Annotated in this window: 18 protein-coding genes and 2 tRNA genes; 18 read left to right on the forward strand and 2 right to left on the reverse strand. The window is 48.8% G+C overall.

The window, feature by feature from the left end; all coding sequences use genetic code 11:
- Nucleotides 1-4: 4 nt before the first annotated feature.
- The 18 genes from holA to A1sIIB106_RS02145 all read left to right on the forward strand — a co-directional run bounded on the left by holA (nt 5) and on the right by A1sIIB106_RS02145 (nt 15085).
- A complete protein-coding gene (gene holA / locus A1sIIB106_RS02060; protein WP_095670855.1) occupies nt 5-955 on the forward strand; it encodes a DNA polymerase III subunit delta in 951 nt (316 codons plus the stop codon).
- Nucleotides 956-1087: 132 nt separating this feature from the next.
- Nucleotides 1088-1357, forward strand: coding sequence for a 30S ribosomal protein S20 (gene rpsT / locus A1sIIB106_RS02065; protein WP_095670856.1), 270 nt, complete (start codon nt 1088-1090; stop codon nt 1355-1357).
- 49 nt (nt 1358-1406) lie between these two features.
- The gene (gene lepA / locus A1sIIB106_RS02070; protein WP_095670857.1) at nt 1407-3284 is read left to right on the forward strand and encodes a translation elongation factor 4; all 1878 of its coding nucleotides are present in this window, start codon (nt 1407-1409) and stop codon (nt 3282-3284) included.
- Entirely contained in the window at nt 3284-4405 is a 1122-nt protein-coding gene (gene hemW, locus A1sIIB106_RS02075) for a radical SAM family heme chaperone HemW (protein WP_095677206.1), read from the forward strand. Before lepA ends, hemW begins: the two co-directional genes overlap by 1 nt.
- A 22-nt stretch (nt 4406-4427) precedes the next feature.
- On the forward strand, nt 4428-4766 hold the full coding sequence (locus A1sIIB106_RS02080; RefSeq protein ID WP_095677207.1) for a DoxX family protein: 339 nt from the start codon (nt 4428-4430) through the stop codon (nt 4764-4766).
- A gap of 34 nt (nt 4767-4800) precedes the next feature.
- Complete coding sequence (locus A1sIIB106_RS02085; protein WP_095677208.1) at nt 4801-5541, forward strand: HrcA family transcriptional regulator; 741 nt, start codon at nt 4801-4803, stop codon at nt 5539-5541.
- Nucleotides 5542-6642, forward strand: a complete 1101-nt coding sequence (gene dnaJ, locus A1sIIB106_RS02090; RefSeq protein ID WP_095677209.1) for a molecular chaperone DnaJ — start codon at nt 5542-5544, stop codon at nt 6640-6642. It begins immediately after the preceding gene.
- Nucleotides 6642-7361 (forward strand): RsmE family RNA methyltransferase, encoded by a 720-nt coding sequence (locus A1sIIB106_RS02095; RefSeq protein WP_095677210.1) that lies wholly within the window; start codon nt 6642-6644, stop codon nt 7359-7361. Before dnaJ ends, A1sIIB106_RS02095 begins: the two co-directional genes overlap by 1 nt.
- A 16-nt stretch (nt 7362-7377) precedes the next feature.
- Nucleotides 7378-7725, forward strand: a complete 348-nt coding sequence (locus A1sIIB106_RS02100) for a histidine triad nucleotide-binding protein (protein ID WP_095677211.1) — start codon at nt 7378-7380, stop codon at nt 7723-7725.
- Between the two features lie 18 nt (nt 7726-7743).
- Nucleotides 7744-8727 (forward strand): PhoH family protein, encoded by a 984-nt coding sequence (locus A1sIIB106_RS02105; RefSeq protein WP_095677212.1) that lies wholly within the window; start codon nt 7744-7746, stop codon nt 8725-8727.
- 13 nt (nt 8728-8740) lie between these two features.
- A complete protein-coding gene (gene ybeY / locus A1sIIB106_RS02110; protein ID WP_095677213.1) occupies nt 8741-9178 on the forward strand; it encodes an rRNA maturation RNase YbeY in 438 nt (145 codons plus the stop codon).
- Nucleotides 9175-10455 (forward strand): hemolysin family protein, encoded by a 1281-nt coding sequence (locus tag A1sIIB106_RS02115; RefSeq protein ID WP_095677214.1) that lies wholly within the window; start codon nt 9175-9177, stop codon nt 10453-10455. Before ybeY ends, A1sIIB106_RS02115 begins: the two co-directional genes overlap by 4 nt.
- Nucleotides 10448-10786, forward strand: a complete 339-nt coding sequence (locus A1sIIB106_RS02120; protein WP_095677215.1) for a cytidine deaminase — start codon at nt 10448-10450, stop codon at nt 10784-10786. Before A1sIIB106_RS02115 ends, A1sIIB106_RS02120 begins: the two co-directional genes overlap by 8 nt.
- A 9-nt stretch (nt 10787-10795) precedes the next feature.
- Nucleotides 10796-11584 (forward strand): fumarylacetoacetate hydrolase family protein, encoded by a 789-nt coding sequence (locus tag A1sIIB106_RS02125; protein ID WP_095677216.1) that lies wholly within the window; start codon nt 10796-10798, stop codon nt 11582-11584.
- Nucleotides 11581-13053, forward strand: a complete 1473-nt coding sequence (gene gltX / locus A1sIIB106_RS02130) for a glutamate--tRNA ligase (protein WP_095677217.1) — start codon at nt 11581-11583, stop codon at nt 13051-13053. Before A1sIIB106_RS02125 ends, gltX begins: the two co-directional genes overlap by 4 nt.
- Nucleotides 13054-13082: 29 nt before the next feature.
- A tRNA-Gln gene (locus A1sIIB106_RS02135) sits at nt 13083-13154 on the forward strand.
- Between the two features lie 48 nt (nt 13155-13202).
- Nucleotides 13203-13275 (forward strand) — tRNA-Glu (locus A1sIIB106_RS02140).
- Between the two features lie 205 nt (nt 13276-13480).
- Nucleotides 13481-15085 (forward strand): alkaline phosphatase PhoX, encoded by a 1605-nt coding sequence (locus tag A1sIIB106_RS02145; protein WP_095677218.1) that lies wholly within the window; start codon nt 13481-13483, stop codon nt 15083-15085.
- Between the two features lie 58 nt (nt 15086-15143).
- Here the strand turns inward: A1sIIB106_RS02145 and A1sIIB106_RS02150 are convergent, their stop codons facing one another.
- Both A1sIIB106_RS02150 and A1sIIB106_RS02155 read right to left on the reverse strand, forming a co-directional pair.
- On the reverse strand, nt 15144-15848 hold the full coding sequence (locus A1sIIB106_RS02150; RefSeq protein ID WP_095677219.1) for an SDR family NAD(P)-dependent oxidoreductase: 705 nt from the start codon (nt 15846-15848) through the stop codon (nt 15144-15146).
- Nucleotides 15845-17143, reverse strand: coding sequence for an amidohydrolase family protein (locus A1sIIB106_RS02155; protein ID WP_095677220.1), 1299 nt, complete (start codon nt 17141-17143; stop codon nt 15845-15847). Before A1sIIB106_RS02155 ends, A1sIIB106_RS02150 begins: the two co-directional genes overlap by 4 nt.

Raw genomic sequence — 17143 nt, forward strand, 5'->3', positions numbered from 1 at the left:
TGCGATGAACGATTTCTATCTCATCCTTGGCTCTGAAGCGGCGCTGGCAGATCGCGCGCTCTCTAAAATTTCTGCACAGTTAAAAGAGGAAAAAGCGGAAGTAACCACTATCTCGGCCGCAGATGCGATTGTCGGAGATATCTCTGATGCACTTGCCCCATCACTATTTTCTGAACGTCGCGCGCTGATCATTAAAGATCTGCAAGATCTACCTGAAGAATCTCGTGATGAAATAACTCGCTATCTGCCAGAGCCAGATGCCACAACCACGGTGATCTTTATCCATAAAGGCGGCGTAAAAGGCAAGGCGCTACTTGATGCGATTAAGAAAGTTAAGCCCGAAATAATTGCCTGCGAGCCGCTAAAGAAAGATGCTGAAAAAGAGCAATTTGTTAAAGAGCTATTTCTAGATTCTGGCCGCAAGGCATCACCTGGCGCAGTTGCAGCCCTTGTCGGTGCACTCGGCGGAGATATGCGCGAACTACAACAAGCAGTTTCCCAGATCGCACTCGATGCACCTGCGGGAGTAATTGATGAAAAATACATCGATGAATTCCACCAAGGCCGCGTTGAGACAACTGGCTTTGATGTTGCTGATGCAACTATTGATGGCAACTTACCAACTGCGTTGATTTCATTGCGCAGCGCAATTGAAACTGGCACAGATCCAGTAATGGTGACATCGGCAATCGCATCCGCACTTCGCAGCCTGGCAAAAGTTTCTGGTTCTGCCACCGGTGCTAAATCTTTCGAACTTGCCGGACAACTCGGTATGGCGCCTTGGCAGATTGATAAAGCCCGTCGCCAATTGCAAGGTTGGACACCGCGCGCACTTTCCAAGGCGGTTCAAGCGATCGCTCTGGCAGATGCACAGGTAAAGGGAGCAGCGACAGATCCGATCTATGCCCTCGAAAAAGCCTTGGCCACGATTACCGCCGCCCGCGCTGCTAGATAACTCCCAGATAAGTCCTAAGTCAGGCGGGGATTTCAACTCAATTTGAGCCTGCGCCCCCTGCGCTGATAACCTACGCCTCTGCTGAGATTACCAAAAGGGTCATCCAAGCTTTAAACGTTCGGAGTAATACACGTGGCAAATATCAAGTCGCAGATCAAGCGCGTTAAGACCAATAACAAGGCGCAAGCTCGCAACAAGTCTGTCTCTTCATCTGTAAAGACCGCTGTTCGCAAATTCCGCGAAGCAGTCGTAAAGGGCGATGCAGCAACAACCACGACTGAACTCCGCGCCGCTTCAAAGGCTCTAGATGTTGCAGTAGCAAAGGGTGTTGTTCACCGTAACACTGCAGCAAATAAGAAGTCTTCAATGGCTAAGGCAGCTGCCAAAGCCGGCGCTCGTTAATTTTCTTTCCACCAGAATTAAAGCCCAAGTTAAGTTAGAGGTCGCATAAGTGCCTGCAATTCCAATTGCCAAGGCTCCGCAACCGGCAGCGACAAACCCCGCGCAGATACGTAACTTCTGCATCATCGCCCATATCGATCACGGCAAATCAACGCTGGCAGATCGCATGCTCGGCATCACCGAAGTTGTAGAAGCTCGCAATATGCGCGCGCAATATCTAGATCGCATGGATATCGAACGCGAACGCGGCATCACCATTAAATCGCAAGCGGTCCGTCTGCCATGGCGCAGCGGTATCGATGGCCAGGAATACATCCTCAATATGATCGATACTCCTGGGCACGTTGACTTTACCTACGAAGTTTCGCGCTCGCTCGCAGCATGCGAAGGCGCAGTGTTGCTCGTGGATTGCGCCCAAGGAATCGAAGCGCAGACTCTTGCCAACCTTTACTTGGCGATGGAGAACAACCTAACGATTATTCCTGTTCTAAATAAGATCGATCTCCCAAATGCGCAGCCCGAAAAGTTTGCGGCAGAACTTGCCCGCTTAATCGGTTGTCAACCAGAAGATTGCTTACGTGTATCTGGAAAAACTGGCGATGGCGTTGCCGACCTTCTAGATCAAATCGTTGCACAGATTCCCGCACCAGTTGGCGATGCCAACGCACCTGCGCGCGCACTTATCTTCGACTCTGTATATGACTCATATCGCGGTGTGGTTACCTATGTTCGCGTTATCGATGGACGCCTTAATCCACGCGAACAGATTCAAATGTTCTCAACTGGCGTTCGACATGAAGCACTTGAAGTCGGCGTTATCTCACCAGAGCCACTACCAAGTAAAGGTTTAGGCGTTGGCGAAGTAGGTTATTTAATTACCGGTGTAAAAGATGTTCGACAGTCACGTGTTGGTGACACTGTCACTAACTATCAAAACCCAACAAAGACCGCACTTGCTGGTTATAAAGATCCCAAGCCAATGGTCTTCTCTGGTCTCTTCCCACTAGATGGCGCAGATTTTCCTTTACTTCGCGATGCGCTAGATAAGTTGCAGTTAAACGACGCAGCCCTTGTTTATGAACCAGAGAGCTCTGCAGCACTTGGCTTTGGTTTCCGCTGCGGTTTCCTCGGTCTTTTGCATATGGAGATCGTGCGCGAGCGTCTAGAGCGCGAATCCGGAATCAGTTTGATTTCAACCGCCCCAAACGTGGTCTATCGCGTGATGCTAGAAGATGGCAAAGAATTTATCGTTACCAACCCGTCAGAATTTCCTGATGGCAAGATCAATTACGTCAAAGAACCGATCGTAAAGTGCACCATCCTTGCGCCATCTGAATACATCGGCACAATCATGGAGCTCTGCCAAGAACGTCGCGGCACGATGCAGGGGATGGATTACATCTCGGAAGATCGCGTGGAAATTCGCTACACCTTGCCACTTGCTGAAATTGTCTTCGATTTCTTCGATCAGCTAAAGAGCCGCACCAAGGGTTATGCCTCACTTGATTACGAAGAACTCGGTGACGAAGAAGGCAATCTCGTTAAGGTCGATATCTTGCTCCAGGGCGAGGCAGTAGATGCCTTTAGCGCAATCGTTCACCGCGATAAGGCTTACTCATATGGCGTAATGATGACCGGCAAACTTCGCGAACTTATTCCGCGCCAACAGTTCGAAGTTCCTATTCAAGCCGCTATTGGTTCACGCATCATCGCGCGCGAGAGCATCCGCGCGATCCGTAAAGATGTTCTTGCTAAGTGTTACGGTGGAGATATTTCTCGTAAGCGCAAACTTCTGGAAAAGCAGAAGGAAGGTAAGAAGCGCATGAAGATGGTGGGACGCGTTGAAGTTCCGCAAGAAGCCTTCGTTGCAGCCCTTGCCACAGATGCTGATATCGAAAAGATTAAAGCCGCGCGTAAGCAAGACTGATCGTGCTCTCATTCTACGTACATATCCCGTACTGCATTAAGCGCTGCGGATATTGCGACTTCAATACCTACACACCTTCTGAACTCCAAGATGGCGCAACCCTTGAGATCGTCTCTAACGATTACATCGACGCAGTTTTGCGTGAGCTAGAGAGCGCTCCTAAAGATCAAGTTCCGACAATCTTCTTTGGGGGAGGTACGCCTTCGCTATTGCCGGCCCATGATCTCGGTCGAGTAATCACCGCGATCAAGGCGCGCAATGGTTTAACTGCTGATTGCGAGATAACACTTGAGGCAAATCCAGATTCAGTAACGCAAGAGAAGTTATCTGCCTATCTCGCCGCAGGTTTTAATCGCATCTCATTCGGTATGCAATCTGCGCAACCTCATGTTCTAGCGGTGCTTGATCGCACCCACAATCCGGCAAATGTAAAGCGCGCAGTTGATATGGCACGAGCTGCTGGATTTGAAAGCATAAGCGTTGATCTAATTTACGGAACACCTGGTGAATCACTGGAAGATTGGCGCAGCACCGTAACGGAGGCGCTATCGCTGGATATCGATCACATCAGCGCTTACGCGCTAATCGTTGAGACCGGCACCAAACTTGCGGCGCAGATCAAACGCGGTGAGTTAACTATGCCAAATGATGATCTGATGGCTGATATGTATTTGCTAGTTGATCAGATGTGTAACGCTGCAGGTTTGAATTGGTATGAACTATCTAACTGGGCAAAGCCTGGCAAAGAGTGCCTGCACAATATTGCGTATTGGAAGAGCGCTAATTGGTGGGGTCTTGGGCCGGGAGCGCATTCACATGTTGATCGCAAACGATTCTGGAATGTAAAGCATCCAACTGCTTACAAACAGAAGTTATTTGCTGGCGAATCACCAATTGCAGATTCAGAGGATTTAACAGTTGAACAATTACGTGATGAATCAATTATGTTGGCGATTCGGATGCGTACTGGTTTGGCGCTCTCGCTATTGACAGATAGTGCAAAAGAAAATTTAGAAGCATATAAATCATCGGGCCATCTAGAGTTAATTGAAGGTGCCTTCCAATTAACAGCACAAGGGCGGTTAATCGCCGATCGTTTAGTCCGAGAGGCGCTGGGCTAAGCGCCTGTAGTACCTTTAGCCCATGACTACTAGCGCAACGATCATCCTGGCATTTCTCGCCGTCGTATTTGTTATCTCTGGCCTTTCTAAAGCTAGCGGCAACGATAAGGGCCTATCTGGCACCCGCGATGTAAATGTTAAAGATGGAATCGCGCGCGTTATTGGCTTCTTCGAAGCGCTATTGGCACTTGGCTTAATTCTTGGCCTCAAGTGGAATTGGATGGCTTACTTCCCACTCGTTGGACTTTGGTTTACCATGGCCGGTGCAATATTTGTTCACTTCAAGGCAAATAAGGCAAAGACTGCATTCCCTGCCTTCTTCCTCTTAACTTTAATTTCTATCGCGCTAGTTTTGATCTAGAGACTAATAAGAGAAAAGAACTATAGAAAAAGCTATGCAATCACAACGCCGACTCGAGATTTTGCGCGCCATCGTTGATGAGTACGTAGCTACCCAAGAACCGGTTGGCTCTAAGGCGATTGCCGATAAGACATCGCTCGGGCTCTCGCCAGCAACAATCCGCAACGAGATGGCAGTTCTGGAAGATGAAGGGCTAATCACTCATCCGCATACATCTGCCGGACGTATTCCAACTGATCTCGGTTATCGCGTCTTCGTAGATAAGTTAGCAACGGTGAAGCCGATGTCATCTGCCGAACGCCGTGCGATTGAAACTTTTTTAGATGAAGCAAATAACTTGGATCAATTGATGAAGAGATCAGCCAAGTTGTTGGCAGATCTAACCAAGCAGGTTGCAGTAATTACCTATCCCATAACTGGCGAAGGCTCTGGTAGCGAAAAGATGACAATTTCTGGAACCGCGAACTTGGCCCGTTCTGGAGAAGATTTAGGAACATCTTTATCACCAATCCTTGAAGCATTAGAAGAACAAGTTGTTCTACTGCGCTTACTTGGCGATGCCAATGACACCGTTAAGGTGCGCATCGGCGGCGAACAGAGTGAAAGTAATTTACGTCAAACATCCCTTGTCACAGTTGGTTATGGCGCAGCGGAGTCTCCAGTTGGAGCGCTCGGCATTCTTGGGCCAACGCGTATGGATTACGCAGGCTCGATGGCAGCAGTCTCTGCAGTGGCTCGTTATGTTGGGCGCTACATTACGGAAGGCCCACAATAAATGGCTGATCATTACCAAACACTTGGCGTTGATCGTGGGGCAAGTTCAGACGAAATTAAAAAGGCTTATCGCAAAATTGCGCGCGAACTGCATCCCGATGTAAATCCTGATCCTGCAGTACAAGATAAATTTAAAGAAGTAACTGCCGCCTATGAAGTTTTAAGTGATCCGCAGAAACGTCAGTCATATGACATGGGCGGTTCTGGTTTCGGTGGTGGATTTGGTGGCGGTGGATTTAGCGACATCATGGATGCCTTCTTCGGTGGCGGTGGAAACCGCGGACCACGTCCACGTATGCGCCAAGGACAAGATGCCTTAATCCGCGTTGAAGTTGATTTAAATGAAGCCTGCTTCGGAACTGAACGCGACATCTCGGTAGAAAGCGCAGTCGCCTGTACCAAGTGCAACGGACAGGGTTCTGCCGATGCTTCAGCACCTGCAATGTGTCAGGTCTGTAAAGGTCGCGGTGAAACTCAACAAGTTCAGCGTTCTTTCTTAGGACAAGTTATGACTTCGCGTCCATGTTCTGCGTGTCAGGGCTTTGGCAGCGTAATTCAAAATCCATGCCGTGAATGTGCTGGCGATGGCCGCGTACGCGCTCGTCAAAATATAAACGTCAAAATTCCCGCAGGTGTTGAAACCGGCAACCGTATTCAACTAGCCGGTCGTGGTGAAGTCGGAGCCGGTGGCGGACCTGCAGGAGATCTCTACGTTGAAATCGTTGAAGCAGAACACCCATTCTTAATTCGCGATGGCCACAACCTGCATTTAGCAATCGAAGTTTCATTTGCTGCAGCTTCTCTTGGTACCAAAGTTAAAGTTGAATGTTTAGATGGCGAGATCGAAGTAGAAGTTCGCGCCGGAACACAGAGCGGGGCAACGATCCCAGTTCGCGGCAAGGGTATGACCCGCCTGCGCGCTGCAACCCGTGGAGATTTAATTGTTCACGTTGAGGTGCAAACTCCACATAAGTTAAATCGCGAACAAGAAGAACTGCTCCGTAAATTTGCAGCAGCCCGTGGTGAAAAGCCTGGCGATGTAAAGATCAAGGGGCTTGAGCAAGGATTCTTTAGCAAATTTAGAGATGCCTTCGGTCGCTAATGCTTAGCCTCTTCTTCGTCGCCGATCTTCCTACGAAAGTGGGAAGTACTTACCAATTCGGGGGAGATGAAGCAGCGCACGCAATTCGCGTTCTTCGCACCCAAGTTGGAGATTCACTTGCTTTGTCCAGCGGACAAGGTGGTTGGTCGGTTGTAAAAGTTTTAACCGTTGGCAAGAAAGATATGACGGTGAAAGTCTTATCGACTGGTTATGAAGATAAGTTGTCTGTTGAACTACATGTCGCACAGGCGCTTACCAAGGGCGATCGCATCAAAGAATCTATCGAGTTAAATACTGCAGGCGGCGCCGATGTAATTCTGCTCTGGGCTGCGGCGCGTTCGATCGGTAAAGGCTCTCCCGATCTAATGCAGAAGTTAGCCACCACTGCGCGCGAAGCCAGTAAACAAACGCGTCGTAATCGAATTCCCTTTGTCATGGGCGTATTGGATGCCGCAAAGATTGCCGCCGAAATTCCAAATTATGATCTGGTAATTGTTTTGCACGAAGGCGCACAACGTAAATTTACTGAAGTGATTAAACCGGGTTCGAAGAAAGTTCTAGTCATCATTGGTCCAGAAGGTGGGCTAACCGATGAGGAAGTCGCGCTCTTTAGCAAAGCTGGTGCGCAAGTTGCACTACTAGGGCGCCCAATATTTCGTTCGGCTCATGCCGGAATGGCGGCGCTTTCTGGCTTAAACGCAGCTTTGAGAATTTGGTAAAGGTATAGTCGCGCTCATGGCACTTGATCCAAATTGCATCTTCTGCAAAATTATTGAGGGACAGATTCCAGCCGAGATTGTTTATCGCAGTGAGAACGTTGTTGCATTTAACGATTTGAATCCGCAGGCACCAACTCATGTGCTTTTGATTCCGACGGTGCATACTGAAAATGCGGCAGGTCTTGCCAAGATGTCACCAACGATTACCGCAGATCTTTTCACCGCAGCCGCCCATATCGCCGCCGAGCGCGAGCTAGATGGCTACCGCACCGTCTTTAATACCGGCGCAGATGCTGGGCAGACCGTCTTTCACGCTCATTTACATCTGCTGGGCGGGCGTGGGCTCGCTTGGCCACCCGGTTAAAAGTAGTATCAGCGATATATGGAACGCACTTTAATAACCGTCCCACCAGCGATTCCGATGGTCTCACTCATCGGAGCAAACGATGCCAACTTACGAGCGATCGAAGCGGCTTTCCCAAGCGTTAACATCACAGTTCGCAGTAACGAGATAACTCTGCGCGGACCACATATTGATTGCTTAGCAATTGAAAAGTTATTTGCTGAGATGTCCTTGGTTATTCGCTCTGGACAATCTCTAACAGTTGATGCAGTTGCACGCAGTATCGCAATGCTCGGCCAAGAACCTGCGGAAAGCCCTGCCGAAGTCTTATCTTTAAATATCGTCTCTAACCGCGGTCGCACCATCAGACCAAAGACGGCAAATCAGAAACACTATGTTGATGCGATCGAAGATAACACCATTACCTTTGGAATCGGCCCTGCCGGTACCGGTAAGACTTATCTAGCAATGGCGAAAGCGGTTGCCGCTTTGCAAGCGAAGAAGGTAAATCGAATAGTTCTAACGCGCCCAGCGGTTGAAGCCGGTGAGAGTTTAGGTTTTCTACCTGGCACTTTAAGCGAGAAGATCGATCCGTATCTGCGCCCGCTCTTTGATGCGCTGCACGACATGATCGATGTTGATTCGATTCCGCGCTTGATTCAGACCGGGGTTATCGAAGTAGCACCGCTGGCTTATATGCGTGGCCGTACCTTAAATGATTCATTTATTATCTTGGATGAAGCACAGAACACCACACCTGAGCAGATGAAGATGTTCTTAACGCGTTTAGGTTTTGGTTCCAAGATGGTCGTGACGGGCGATGTGACACAGATCGATCTTCCAAATGGAGCAAAGTCAGGGCTTCGCGTCATCACCGATATCTTGCAAGATATTGATGACATCGCATTTATGGAGTTAACTGCAGAAGATGTGGTTCGCCACCGCTTGATCGGCGATATCGTCAAGGCTTACGAGAAATTTGATGCGGCAAAGGCCGCACCTCGTAATATCCGAAACTCCTAATTTAAATCCACTAATGACTATAGAAATCACCAATAAATCTGGCGAACTCGTGCCCGCAGATCAAGTGCGTACCTTGCTTGGCCACAGTCTGGCGCAGTTAAAGCTAAACCCAGAATGCGAAGTTAACTTAGTTTTTGTAGATGAAAACGAGATGACCGAACTACACATTAAATGGATGGATGAACCAGGTCCTACCGATGTTCTCTCATTTCCCATGGATATGCCGGCAGCGGCAGGCGATGCGGTGACGCTCGGAGATATTGTGATTGCGCCAACTGTGGCAGCGCGCCAAGCAGCAACTGCCGGACACTCTGCCGAACACGAAATCTTTATCTTGGCCGCACACGGCTTGCTACATATCTTGGGATATGACCACGCCAACAAGGAAGATGAAAAAGTTATGTTCGCCCTACAAGAAGATCTAGTTAAGAACTGGCAGGCAAGTGCATGAATGCGGTAAATATCAGCGCCATCGTTGCTCTAATTGCATTTGCCGGCTTTCTTGCCGCATCTGAATCAGCGCTGACTTCAATCTCACGCGTCTTAATTGAAGAACTCGAAAGCAAGCGCGGGGGACACCTTCTAAAGAAGTACTCACAACATCCTTCGCGCTATCTCAATGTGTTGCTGCTTGTCCGCAAGATCTGCGAATTTTCTGCAGGCGCGCTTCTAGCAGTTGCGCTCTTGCGCGAATATTCATCTGCACAAGCGATGATCGCAACTGTTGTCATCATGGTTGTTCTCTCATATGTGGTCGTCGGCGTTGGTCCACGCACCTTGGGTCGCCAGCAACCACATAAATGGGCGCGCGCCGGAATATCTGTCGCTTACTTCTTGGCCTTTATCTTGGGTCCAGTGACAAACCTGCTTATTGCAATCGGTAACGCGATAACACCAGGTAAGGGTTTTCGTGGTGGTCCATTTACCAATGAAGCAGAACTTCGCGATCTAGTAGATCAAGCGCACGAGCGCGGTTTAGTGGAATCAGATGAACACGAGATGATCCACTCGGTATTTGAACTCGGCGACACCTTGGTACGCGAACTCATGGTTCACCGCACAGATATGGTCTGGATCGAAGGCGATAAGACTCTGCGCCAAGCGTTATCACTGGCACTCCGCAGCGGTTATTCACGCGTTCCTGTCGTCGGTGAAAACCTCGACAAGATTATCGGTATTGCCTACGTTAAAGATTTAGCAAAGCGCGCACTTGATCATCATGAAGCAGAGACAACTGAAAAAGTTGAGCAACATATGCGCCCTGCTGTATTCGTTCCTGAGATCAAGATCGCGGCTGAACTGCTAAAAGAGATGCAGCGCGATCAGATCCACTTAGCGATAGTTGTGGATGAGTACGGTGGAACTGCCGGAATCATCACGATTGAAGACATCATTGAAGAGATCGTCGGTGAGATTACTGACGAATTCGATGATGGCGAAGAAGCATTTACCTGGATTAATGAAAACAAGGCTCGCGCAAAAGCGACGCTGCATATTGAAGATCTTGCCGATGAGTTAAAGATCGAGATCGAGAAGGAAGATTTCGAAGATGTCGACACCATTGGTGGCTTGATGGCGCAGAAGCTCGGGCGCGTTCCAATCGCAGGAAGCACAATTTCTATGCTGGGTTGGTCGATTACATCAGAGCGTCCTGTTGGCCGCCGTCGTAAAATAAGTTCGGTAATCATTGAACGCATTAAAGATGGCGAGGTTGATGAACATGAGTAATGCTGATTCAGCTAACCTCTTTGAAAACCCAGAGGATCAAAAGTTAGCAACTCTTGCTACATCAACTTTGGCACGCTCTGGCGCAAAGCAAGCAGCCGCTCTGCGCGATTCAACAGGTCGCACCTATGTTGCAATAAATGTGGCATCACCTGAATTAACTCTCGATGCAGTTGAAGCGGTATTTGTTGTCGCCTTGGCATCACAGATTTCTGGAATTGAAGGCGTTGTCTATGCAGGTTTGCCCGATGCCAAAGTTGCGGTAATCAAGGAACACTCAGCGCAAGCAACGCTCTTTCATATCGATGCAAGTGGAAGTGTGACAAGGGCGTAAGATAGCCCAATGCGTATTGTTCGCTTCTCACCAGGTCCTGAATCAGGTTTAGGTACCGACCCGTTATTCGGCATCCTCGAAGATGACAATCAGATCAGCGTTATCTCAGGCGATCCGATCTATCACGGCGTTACCAAGACAGCGGCAAAGGTCGAGCTAACTAAGGTTCGCCTGCTTGCCCCAGTTATTCCGCGCAGCAAGATCGTTGCCGTCGGAAAGAACTACGCCGATCATGCAAAAGAGATGGGCTCAGAAGTTCCGAAAGAACCAATCATCTTCTTGAAACCAAATACTTCTGTCATCGGCCCCGGCGACACCATTGTCTGGCCCGCTATGGCGCCAACTATTGATTACGAAGCAGAGCTAGCAGTTGTTATCGGTCGCGTCTGTAAAGATGTGCCAAAAGAGCGCGTACATGAAGTTATTTATGGTTACACCTTGGCTAATGACATCACTTGTCGCGAGCTACAGAAGAGCGATGGCCAATGGGCGCGCGCTAAAGGCTTTGATACCTTCTGCCCAATCGGTCCTTGGATTGAAACTGATTTCGTACCGGGCACACAACGAATATTTTCGGAAGTAAATGGCGAGATTCGCCAAGATGCAACCCTAGATCAGATGATCTTTAGCGTCAGCGATATCGTGGTCTTTGTTTCACAGATCATGACTTTATTACCGGGCGATGTAATCATCACCGGAACCCCAGCAGGAATTGGACCGCTCATCGAACGTGGCAACGTCGTTGTCGGAATCGATGGACTTGGCCAACTAACAAATAAGGTGAGTGCAAAACCGTGAGTACTAATACAACTGCTAAAAAGGTAAAAGTACGTTTCGCACCTTCACCAACTGGCGACCTACACGTCGGAAATATCCGTACCGCCCTTTTTGATTGGGCTTACGCACGCCACACAGGTGGCACATTCTTATTCCGTATTGAAGATACCGATACAACTCGCGTTACCGATGAATACATCCAAGCAGCGATCGATACTCTGAAATGGCTCGGCTTGAATTGGGATGAGGGTCCAGAAGTAGGTGGCGAAAATGGTCCTTACTTACAATCGCAGCGTTTAGATATCTACGCACACTGGGCGCAGAAGTTTCTTGATCAGAAAGATGCTTACCACTGCTACTGCTCACCAGATGAGTTAGAGGCGGTACGCGAAGCACAACGCGCTGCAAATGTGGCACCTGGTTACAACGGCCACTGCCGCGAGCTAACTGCTGATCAAATCGCAGCGTATAAAGCGCAGGGACGTGAAGCAGTTGTCCGCATGCGCATGCCTGATGGAACAACGACATTTACCGACGAGATCCGTGGCGACGTTACCTTCGATCATAAATTCGTACCTGACTTCGTTCTAGTTCGCGCCGATGGTTCACCGCTCTACACGCTGGCTGTTGCCGTCGATGATGTTTTGATGAAGGTCACCCACGTACTGCGCGGAGAAGATCTACTTTCCTCAACGCCACGACAGATCCGCGTTTATCAGGCGATGGGCGTTGCTATTGAAGATTATCCAATCTTTGCTCACCTGCCATTCGTTATGGGCCAGGACAATGCCAAGCTGTCTAAGCGCAACGGTGAAGTTTCGATTGCTTGGTATCGCGAACAAGGTTATTTGCCAGAGGCGATCTGTAATTACTTAGCGCTACTTGGTTGGTCACCTGGAGATGATCGCGAAAATGTCACAATGGCCGAACTCTGCGAACTCTTTACCGTAGATAAGGTGCACTCTTCACCTGCCCGATTTGATATGAAGAAGTTGGAAGCGATCAACGGCGACAAGATCCGTGCCCTAACCCTTGATGAATTCCTTAAGTGGTCGCTGCCATTCTTAACTAAGGCAAATGTGATCACCGGAAGCGATTCTGAGATCGCACTTGTTAAGCAGGCGCTGCCGCTTATTCAAGAGCGCATCGTTAAGTTGGATGAAGTTCCTGCGATGTTGCGCTTCTTATTTGTTAAGGATTTCAAAGTTGAGGAAGCATCGCTTTCAAAGGTTACCGATAGCGCATCAAAGGACGTGTTAAAGCGTTCACTTGCTGAGCTAACACCGCTTACAACTTGGAACCACGAGAGCATCGAAGCCGCACTTCGCACATCACTTATTGAAGAGATGGGGCTTAAGCCACGCATTGCATTCGGTGCAGTTCGTATCGCAACAACCGGCAGCACCATTTCACCACCGCTCTTTGAGTCGATGGAGTTGCTCGGAAAAGATGCGTCGCTGGCTCGAATTTCAGCGGCGATAGCGCTTTAATTTTTGGGGTATTCTTACCCCTGTTGTAATGGGGTATGGGGTAATTGGCAGCCCTGCTGATTCTGGTTCAGTAAGTCTAGGTTCGAGTCCTGGTACCCCAGCGCAGTACCCAAGCACCACCGCAATAAAGAGCAGTAAAAATGTACTAGGGCCCCGTCGTCTAGCGGCCTAGGACTCTGGCTTCTCAAGTCAGCTACGAGGGTTCGAATCCCTTCGGGGCTACAAAAGCAACAGAGCGCCAACTGGAGTTAACCTTCAGGAGGCGCTTTGTTCATTTTTTGAAGTCTGTAATTCTTCTGCAAGCCTTTCACTCTACACGGGCCGTTCACAGGTTCTTCAATTCAGTTAACCTGTTTGTTAATAATCAAAAGATTAGATCTCCTCGTTGTAACCCACAACTAACTAAATTCTAACGAGGAGAATTAAAGTGAATATTTCAAAAGCTAAGCGTGGAATTGCTGTAATTTCAGCTACTGCGTTTCTAGCAATTTCAGCGGCGCCCGCCAATGCGGCTGCGCCGGTTTACATGGAGGCCGTTGCCACATCAGCAACACTCACTCCAATCACCTCAGCCGGCGACATGATCGGCACCTACCTAGTTCCAGGAATTCCTGACGGATTAGGTGTAATCAAGAACGGAAACTCACTTCGCATCATCACAAACCACGAATGGAGCGCAACTAACGCTGTTGCTGCAGGTCGCACAACTGCTGGTGGCCTCGTCTCAGGTTCATTCTTGAGCGATATGACCTATGACATCGCATCAAGTAAGGTGACCAAGGCTGTTGATCTATTTAAAGATGTCGTTTGGTATGACTACGCATCTGGCAAGTACGGACAGAACCCAGGCGCTCCTGCAAGTGCTGCGGTTAAAGATTCATATGGAACCCTAAATCACTCTTATCTACTTAATCGTTTCTGCTCAGGTTCTCTAGCTCCAGCAGGATCATTCTTTGACAAGACATCTGGCTTCGGCGTTAACGATGCAGTGTTTCTTGCCGGAGAAGAAGGCGGAGATGAATCTCGCGCATTCGCTACAAACTTAACAACTGGTCAACTAGTTCAGCTTCCAGCTCTTGGGTTGGCTGCTTGGGAAAACGTCATCCCTGCGCCAACTAAGGGTAAGACAACTGTGCTCATGACCAACGAAGATGGCGCTGCGACAGATAGCCAGCAATGGATGTACGTCGGAACAAAGACCAAGACTGGTGCCTGGTATGAAAAAGCGGGCTTTACAAATGGAAAGTCATACGTTCTAGCAGCGACTGCAGATGCAGTTGTAGCAAACGACAATGAAATCCGCACAAAGTACGGAAAGAACAAACCTTTCCCAATCACATTCGCTGAAGTGAACACGAAGGCAAATGGTAAGGATCAGAATATCGAAGCCAACGCTAAGGGTATTGAACTCTCACGCGTTGAAGATGGTCACTTTGATCCAAATAAGCCAAATGATTACTACTTCGTAACAACTGAATCAAATAAGGATCCAAAGGCAACTGCTGCTAACCCAGCAACTCCAACAGTTTCACGTGATGGTGGAGCCCTATGGCGCATACGCTTCAAGGATGTTTCAAAGCCACTAAGCGGCGCAACTCTAGAGATGTTGCTTGATGGTTCAGAAGATATCTACATGTCAAAGCCAGATAACATTGCAGTAGATTCACTTGGAAACGTCCTAATCCAAGAAGATCCAGGCAACAATGCACACGTTGCACGTATCGTTTCTTACCGCATTAGCGATGGCAAGCTAGCAACAATTGCTCAATTCGACTCAAAGTACTTCGATTCAACTCGCCCTAACTACATCACTCAAGATGAAGAATCATCGGGAATTATCGAGGTCAGCAATGAATTGCGTACTTCAAAGAACGATAAGGCTAGTTACTACATGTATGTAGCTCAGATCCACGCAACACCTGCAAAGGCTCGTCCAGATATGGCTGCAGATGATGCAACCCTGGCCAAGGCTGTTGAAGGTGGACAGTGGTACATCTTGAAGATTACGAACTGGACTGACGTCTATAAGTAATACTTTCTTGCGAGGGATAAGGAAAGAGGCCAGACGATCCTGGCCTCTTTTCTTTTGCTTACCAAGAGTTAGCGCCTAAGCCACCATCGAAGTCGTAAGTACTTCCGGTGGCCCAGGCATTTGCATCAGATAATAAAAATTCAGTAACTCCGACAACTTCACTAGCTGATGCATAACGTCCTAGCGGTGTTGCAGCCTTCCAAGCAGCAACGCCTTCTGGCCAGGCCTGATCAATTCCATCGCGACCGATTAAACCTAAACGCAGTCCAAGTACGCGCATCGGTGCATGTGCGCGAGATGCCGAACGCGTTAATACATCTAATGCCGCCTTACTTGCGCCATAAATTTCATGGCCCGCGCGGGGATTTAAGGCTTCAACTGATGAAATATTTAGAACTACCTTTACTCCAGATTTCGCTGCTTCATCGATAATCTCTTTTGGCGCATCAACGTTGATTCGCATCATAAGTTCTATTTCAGAGCGCGATGCGGCAGCCGGATCGAGGATCGCTTGGTTAGCCGCATTATTGATTACATAATCTAACTTTCCTGCACGCGCCAGCGCTTCTTGCACTAGTGAGATTCCAGATTTGGTAACAGAGAGATCCTCGGCAATGACATGTAAATTTGGACGGGCATGGATCTCGCCAGTATTTACTTGGGCGCAGACGGTGAAGCCAAGTTCTAGAAAGCGATCAACGTAGGAGCTCCCAATGAAGCCAGAGGCACCGGTTATTAGGATGCTGTTGCCAGCAAAGTTCATCGAAGTGGGTCCAGCGCTTTTACTCGATGATTTACCCGCTTAATCAAATCTGTTAGATCGATCTTGGTGCTGGTTCGGTTAGCAACTACTTGATCACCTGCAACCCAGACATCTGTAACATCGCCGCGGCCTGCTGCAAAGACCAAGAGCGCGTTGACATCATGCACTGGCGTTAAATGTGCGGCATGAAGATCAATGGCAATGAGATCTGCCTCTTTACCGATCTCGATACTTCCCACGCGGTCGGCTAGTCCTACCGCGTGCGCTGCTTCGATAGTTGCAGCGCGCACAATAGAAGTTAGATCAACATCGGCAGGGGATTGGCGCAGTGCAACCACGTGGGCTGCCATACGCATAACTGAGAACATATCTAAATCATTAGATGAAGAACAAGAATCAGTGCCAAGACCAACTTTGATGCCAGCTTTACGTAGGTCATTAAAGCGCGCAAGGCCTGAGCCAAGTTTTAAATTACTGCCCGGGCAATGGCCAACTGATGCGCCTTTACTTGCGGCAATCACCATATCGGAATCCGATAGATGCACGCCATGGCCGAAGATTGTTGGGACATCCAAGATGCCAGTATCGCGACAAACTTCGGTAGGAGTCTTGCCGTAACGCGTTGCCACATCGTCATTCTCGGCTTGAGTTTCCGAGACATGTAAGTGAATACGTGCGCCGAGCTCTTTAGCGATCGCAGCTACTTGCGTTAAGTTTTCAGGTGAATCTGTATAAGTTGAATGCGGCATTAAATATGTTGGAATATATGGTCCGCCGATTTCAGCAAGGACTGCCTTCCATTGATGCGCCCGTTCGATACGTTGCTCCCATTGCAGACCATCTAAGCCAGGGAAATCAAAGAAGATCGGTCCTGCGATATGGCGCAGGCCAACTCGCACCGCAGCGCGATGTGTGGAGGCAGGATTTAAATACATATCCATCGTGGTTGTTGTGCCTGATAACAAAGCTTCTAGCGCGCCGAGTTCGGTACCGAGTTCGCAGGTTGCCTCATCCATGATCGCACCTTCAGCGGCCCAGACGCGTTCTAGAAAACCTTGCAGGTTTACGCCCTCTGCCCAACCGCGCAATAGCGACATTCCTAAGTGGGTGTGGCTATTGATTAAACCTGGTGCGATCAACTTGCCCGACGCATCATAACTTTTAGTTGCAGCAGGTTTATCTGTACCGATATATGCAATCTTGCCGTCTTTGATACCGATCGAGATATTTTCTAAGATCTCATCGCTCCCGTTGGAAGTTACCGCATAGCGCGCATTGGTGATTAATAGATCCAT

The organism is Candidatus Planktophila lacus, from assembly GCF_002288325.1.
Lineage (GTDB): Bacteria > Actinomycetota > Actinomycetes > Nanopelagicales > Nanopelagicaceae > Planktophila > Planktophila lacus.

Bases quoted from the DNA above. Each gene is read 5' to 3' on its own strand.
- ybeY (WP_095677213.1), top strand. From the start codon at position 8,741: ATGACTATAGAAATCACCAATAAATCTGGCGAACTCGTGCCCGCAGAT.
- A1sIIB106_RS02120 (WP_095677215.1), top strand. From the start codon at position 10,448: ATGAGTAATGCTGATTCAGCTAACCTCTTTGAAAACCCAGAGGATCAA.
- A1sIIB106_RS02105 (WP_095677212.1), top strand. From the start codon at position 7,744: ATGGAACGCACTTTAATAACCGTCCCACCAGCGATTCCGATGGTCTCA.
- dnaJ (WP_095677209.1), top strand. From the start codon at position 5,542: ATGGCTGATCATTACCAAACACTTGGCGTTGATCGTGGGGCAAGTTCA.
- A1sIIB106_RS02080 (WP_095677207.1), top strand. From the start codon at position 4,428: ATGACTACTAGCGCAACGATCATCCTGGCATTTCTCGCCGTCGTATTT.
- A1sIIB106_RS02155 (WP_095677220.1), bottom strand. From the start codon at position 17,143: ATGGATCTATTAATCACCAATGCGCGCTATGCGGTAACTTCCAACGGG.
- A1sIIB106_RS02125 (WP_095677216.1), top strand. From the start codon at position 10,796: ATGCGTATTGTTCGCTTCTCACCAGGTCCTGAATCAGGTTTAGGTACC.
- A1sIIB106_RS02085 (WP_095677208.1), top strand. From the start codon at position 4,801: ATGCAATCACAACGCCGACTCGAGATTTTGCGCGCCATCGTTGATGAG.
- A1sIIB106_RS02095 (WP_095677210.1), top strand. From the start codon at position 6,642: ATGCTTAGCCTCTTCTTCGTCGCCGATCTTCCTACGAAAGTGGGAAGT.
- A1sIIB106_RS02100 (WP_095677211.1), top strand. From the start codon at position 7,378: ATGGCACTTGATCCAAATTGCATCTTCTGCAAAATTATTGAGGGACAG.
- A1sIIB106_RS02115 (WP_095677214.1), top strand. From the start codon at position 9,175: ATGAATGCGGTAAATATCAGCGCCATCGTTGCTCTAATTGCATTTGCC.
- A1sIIB106_RS02150 (WP_095677219.1), bottom strand. From the start codon at position 15,848: ATGAACTTTGCTGGCAACAGCATCCTAATAACCGGTGCCTCTGGCTTC.
- holA (WP_095670855.1), top strand. From the start codon at position 5: ATGAACGATTTCTATCTCATCCTTGGCTCTGAAGCGGCGCTGGCAGAT.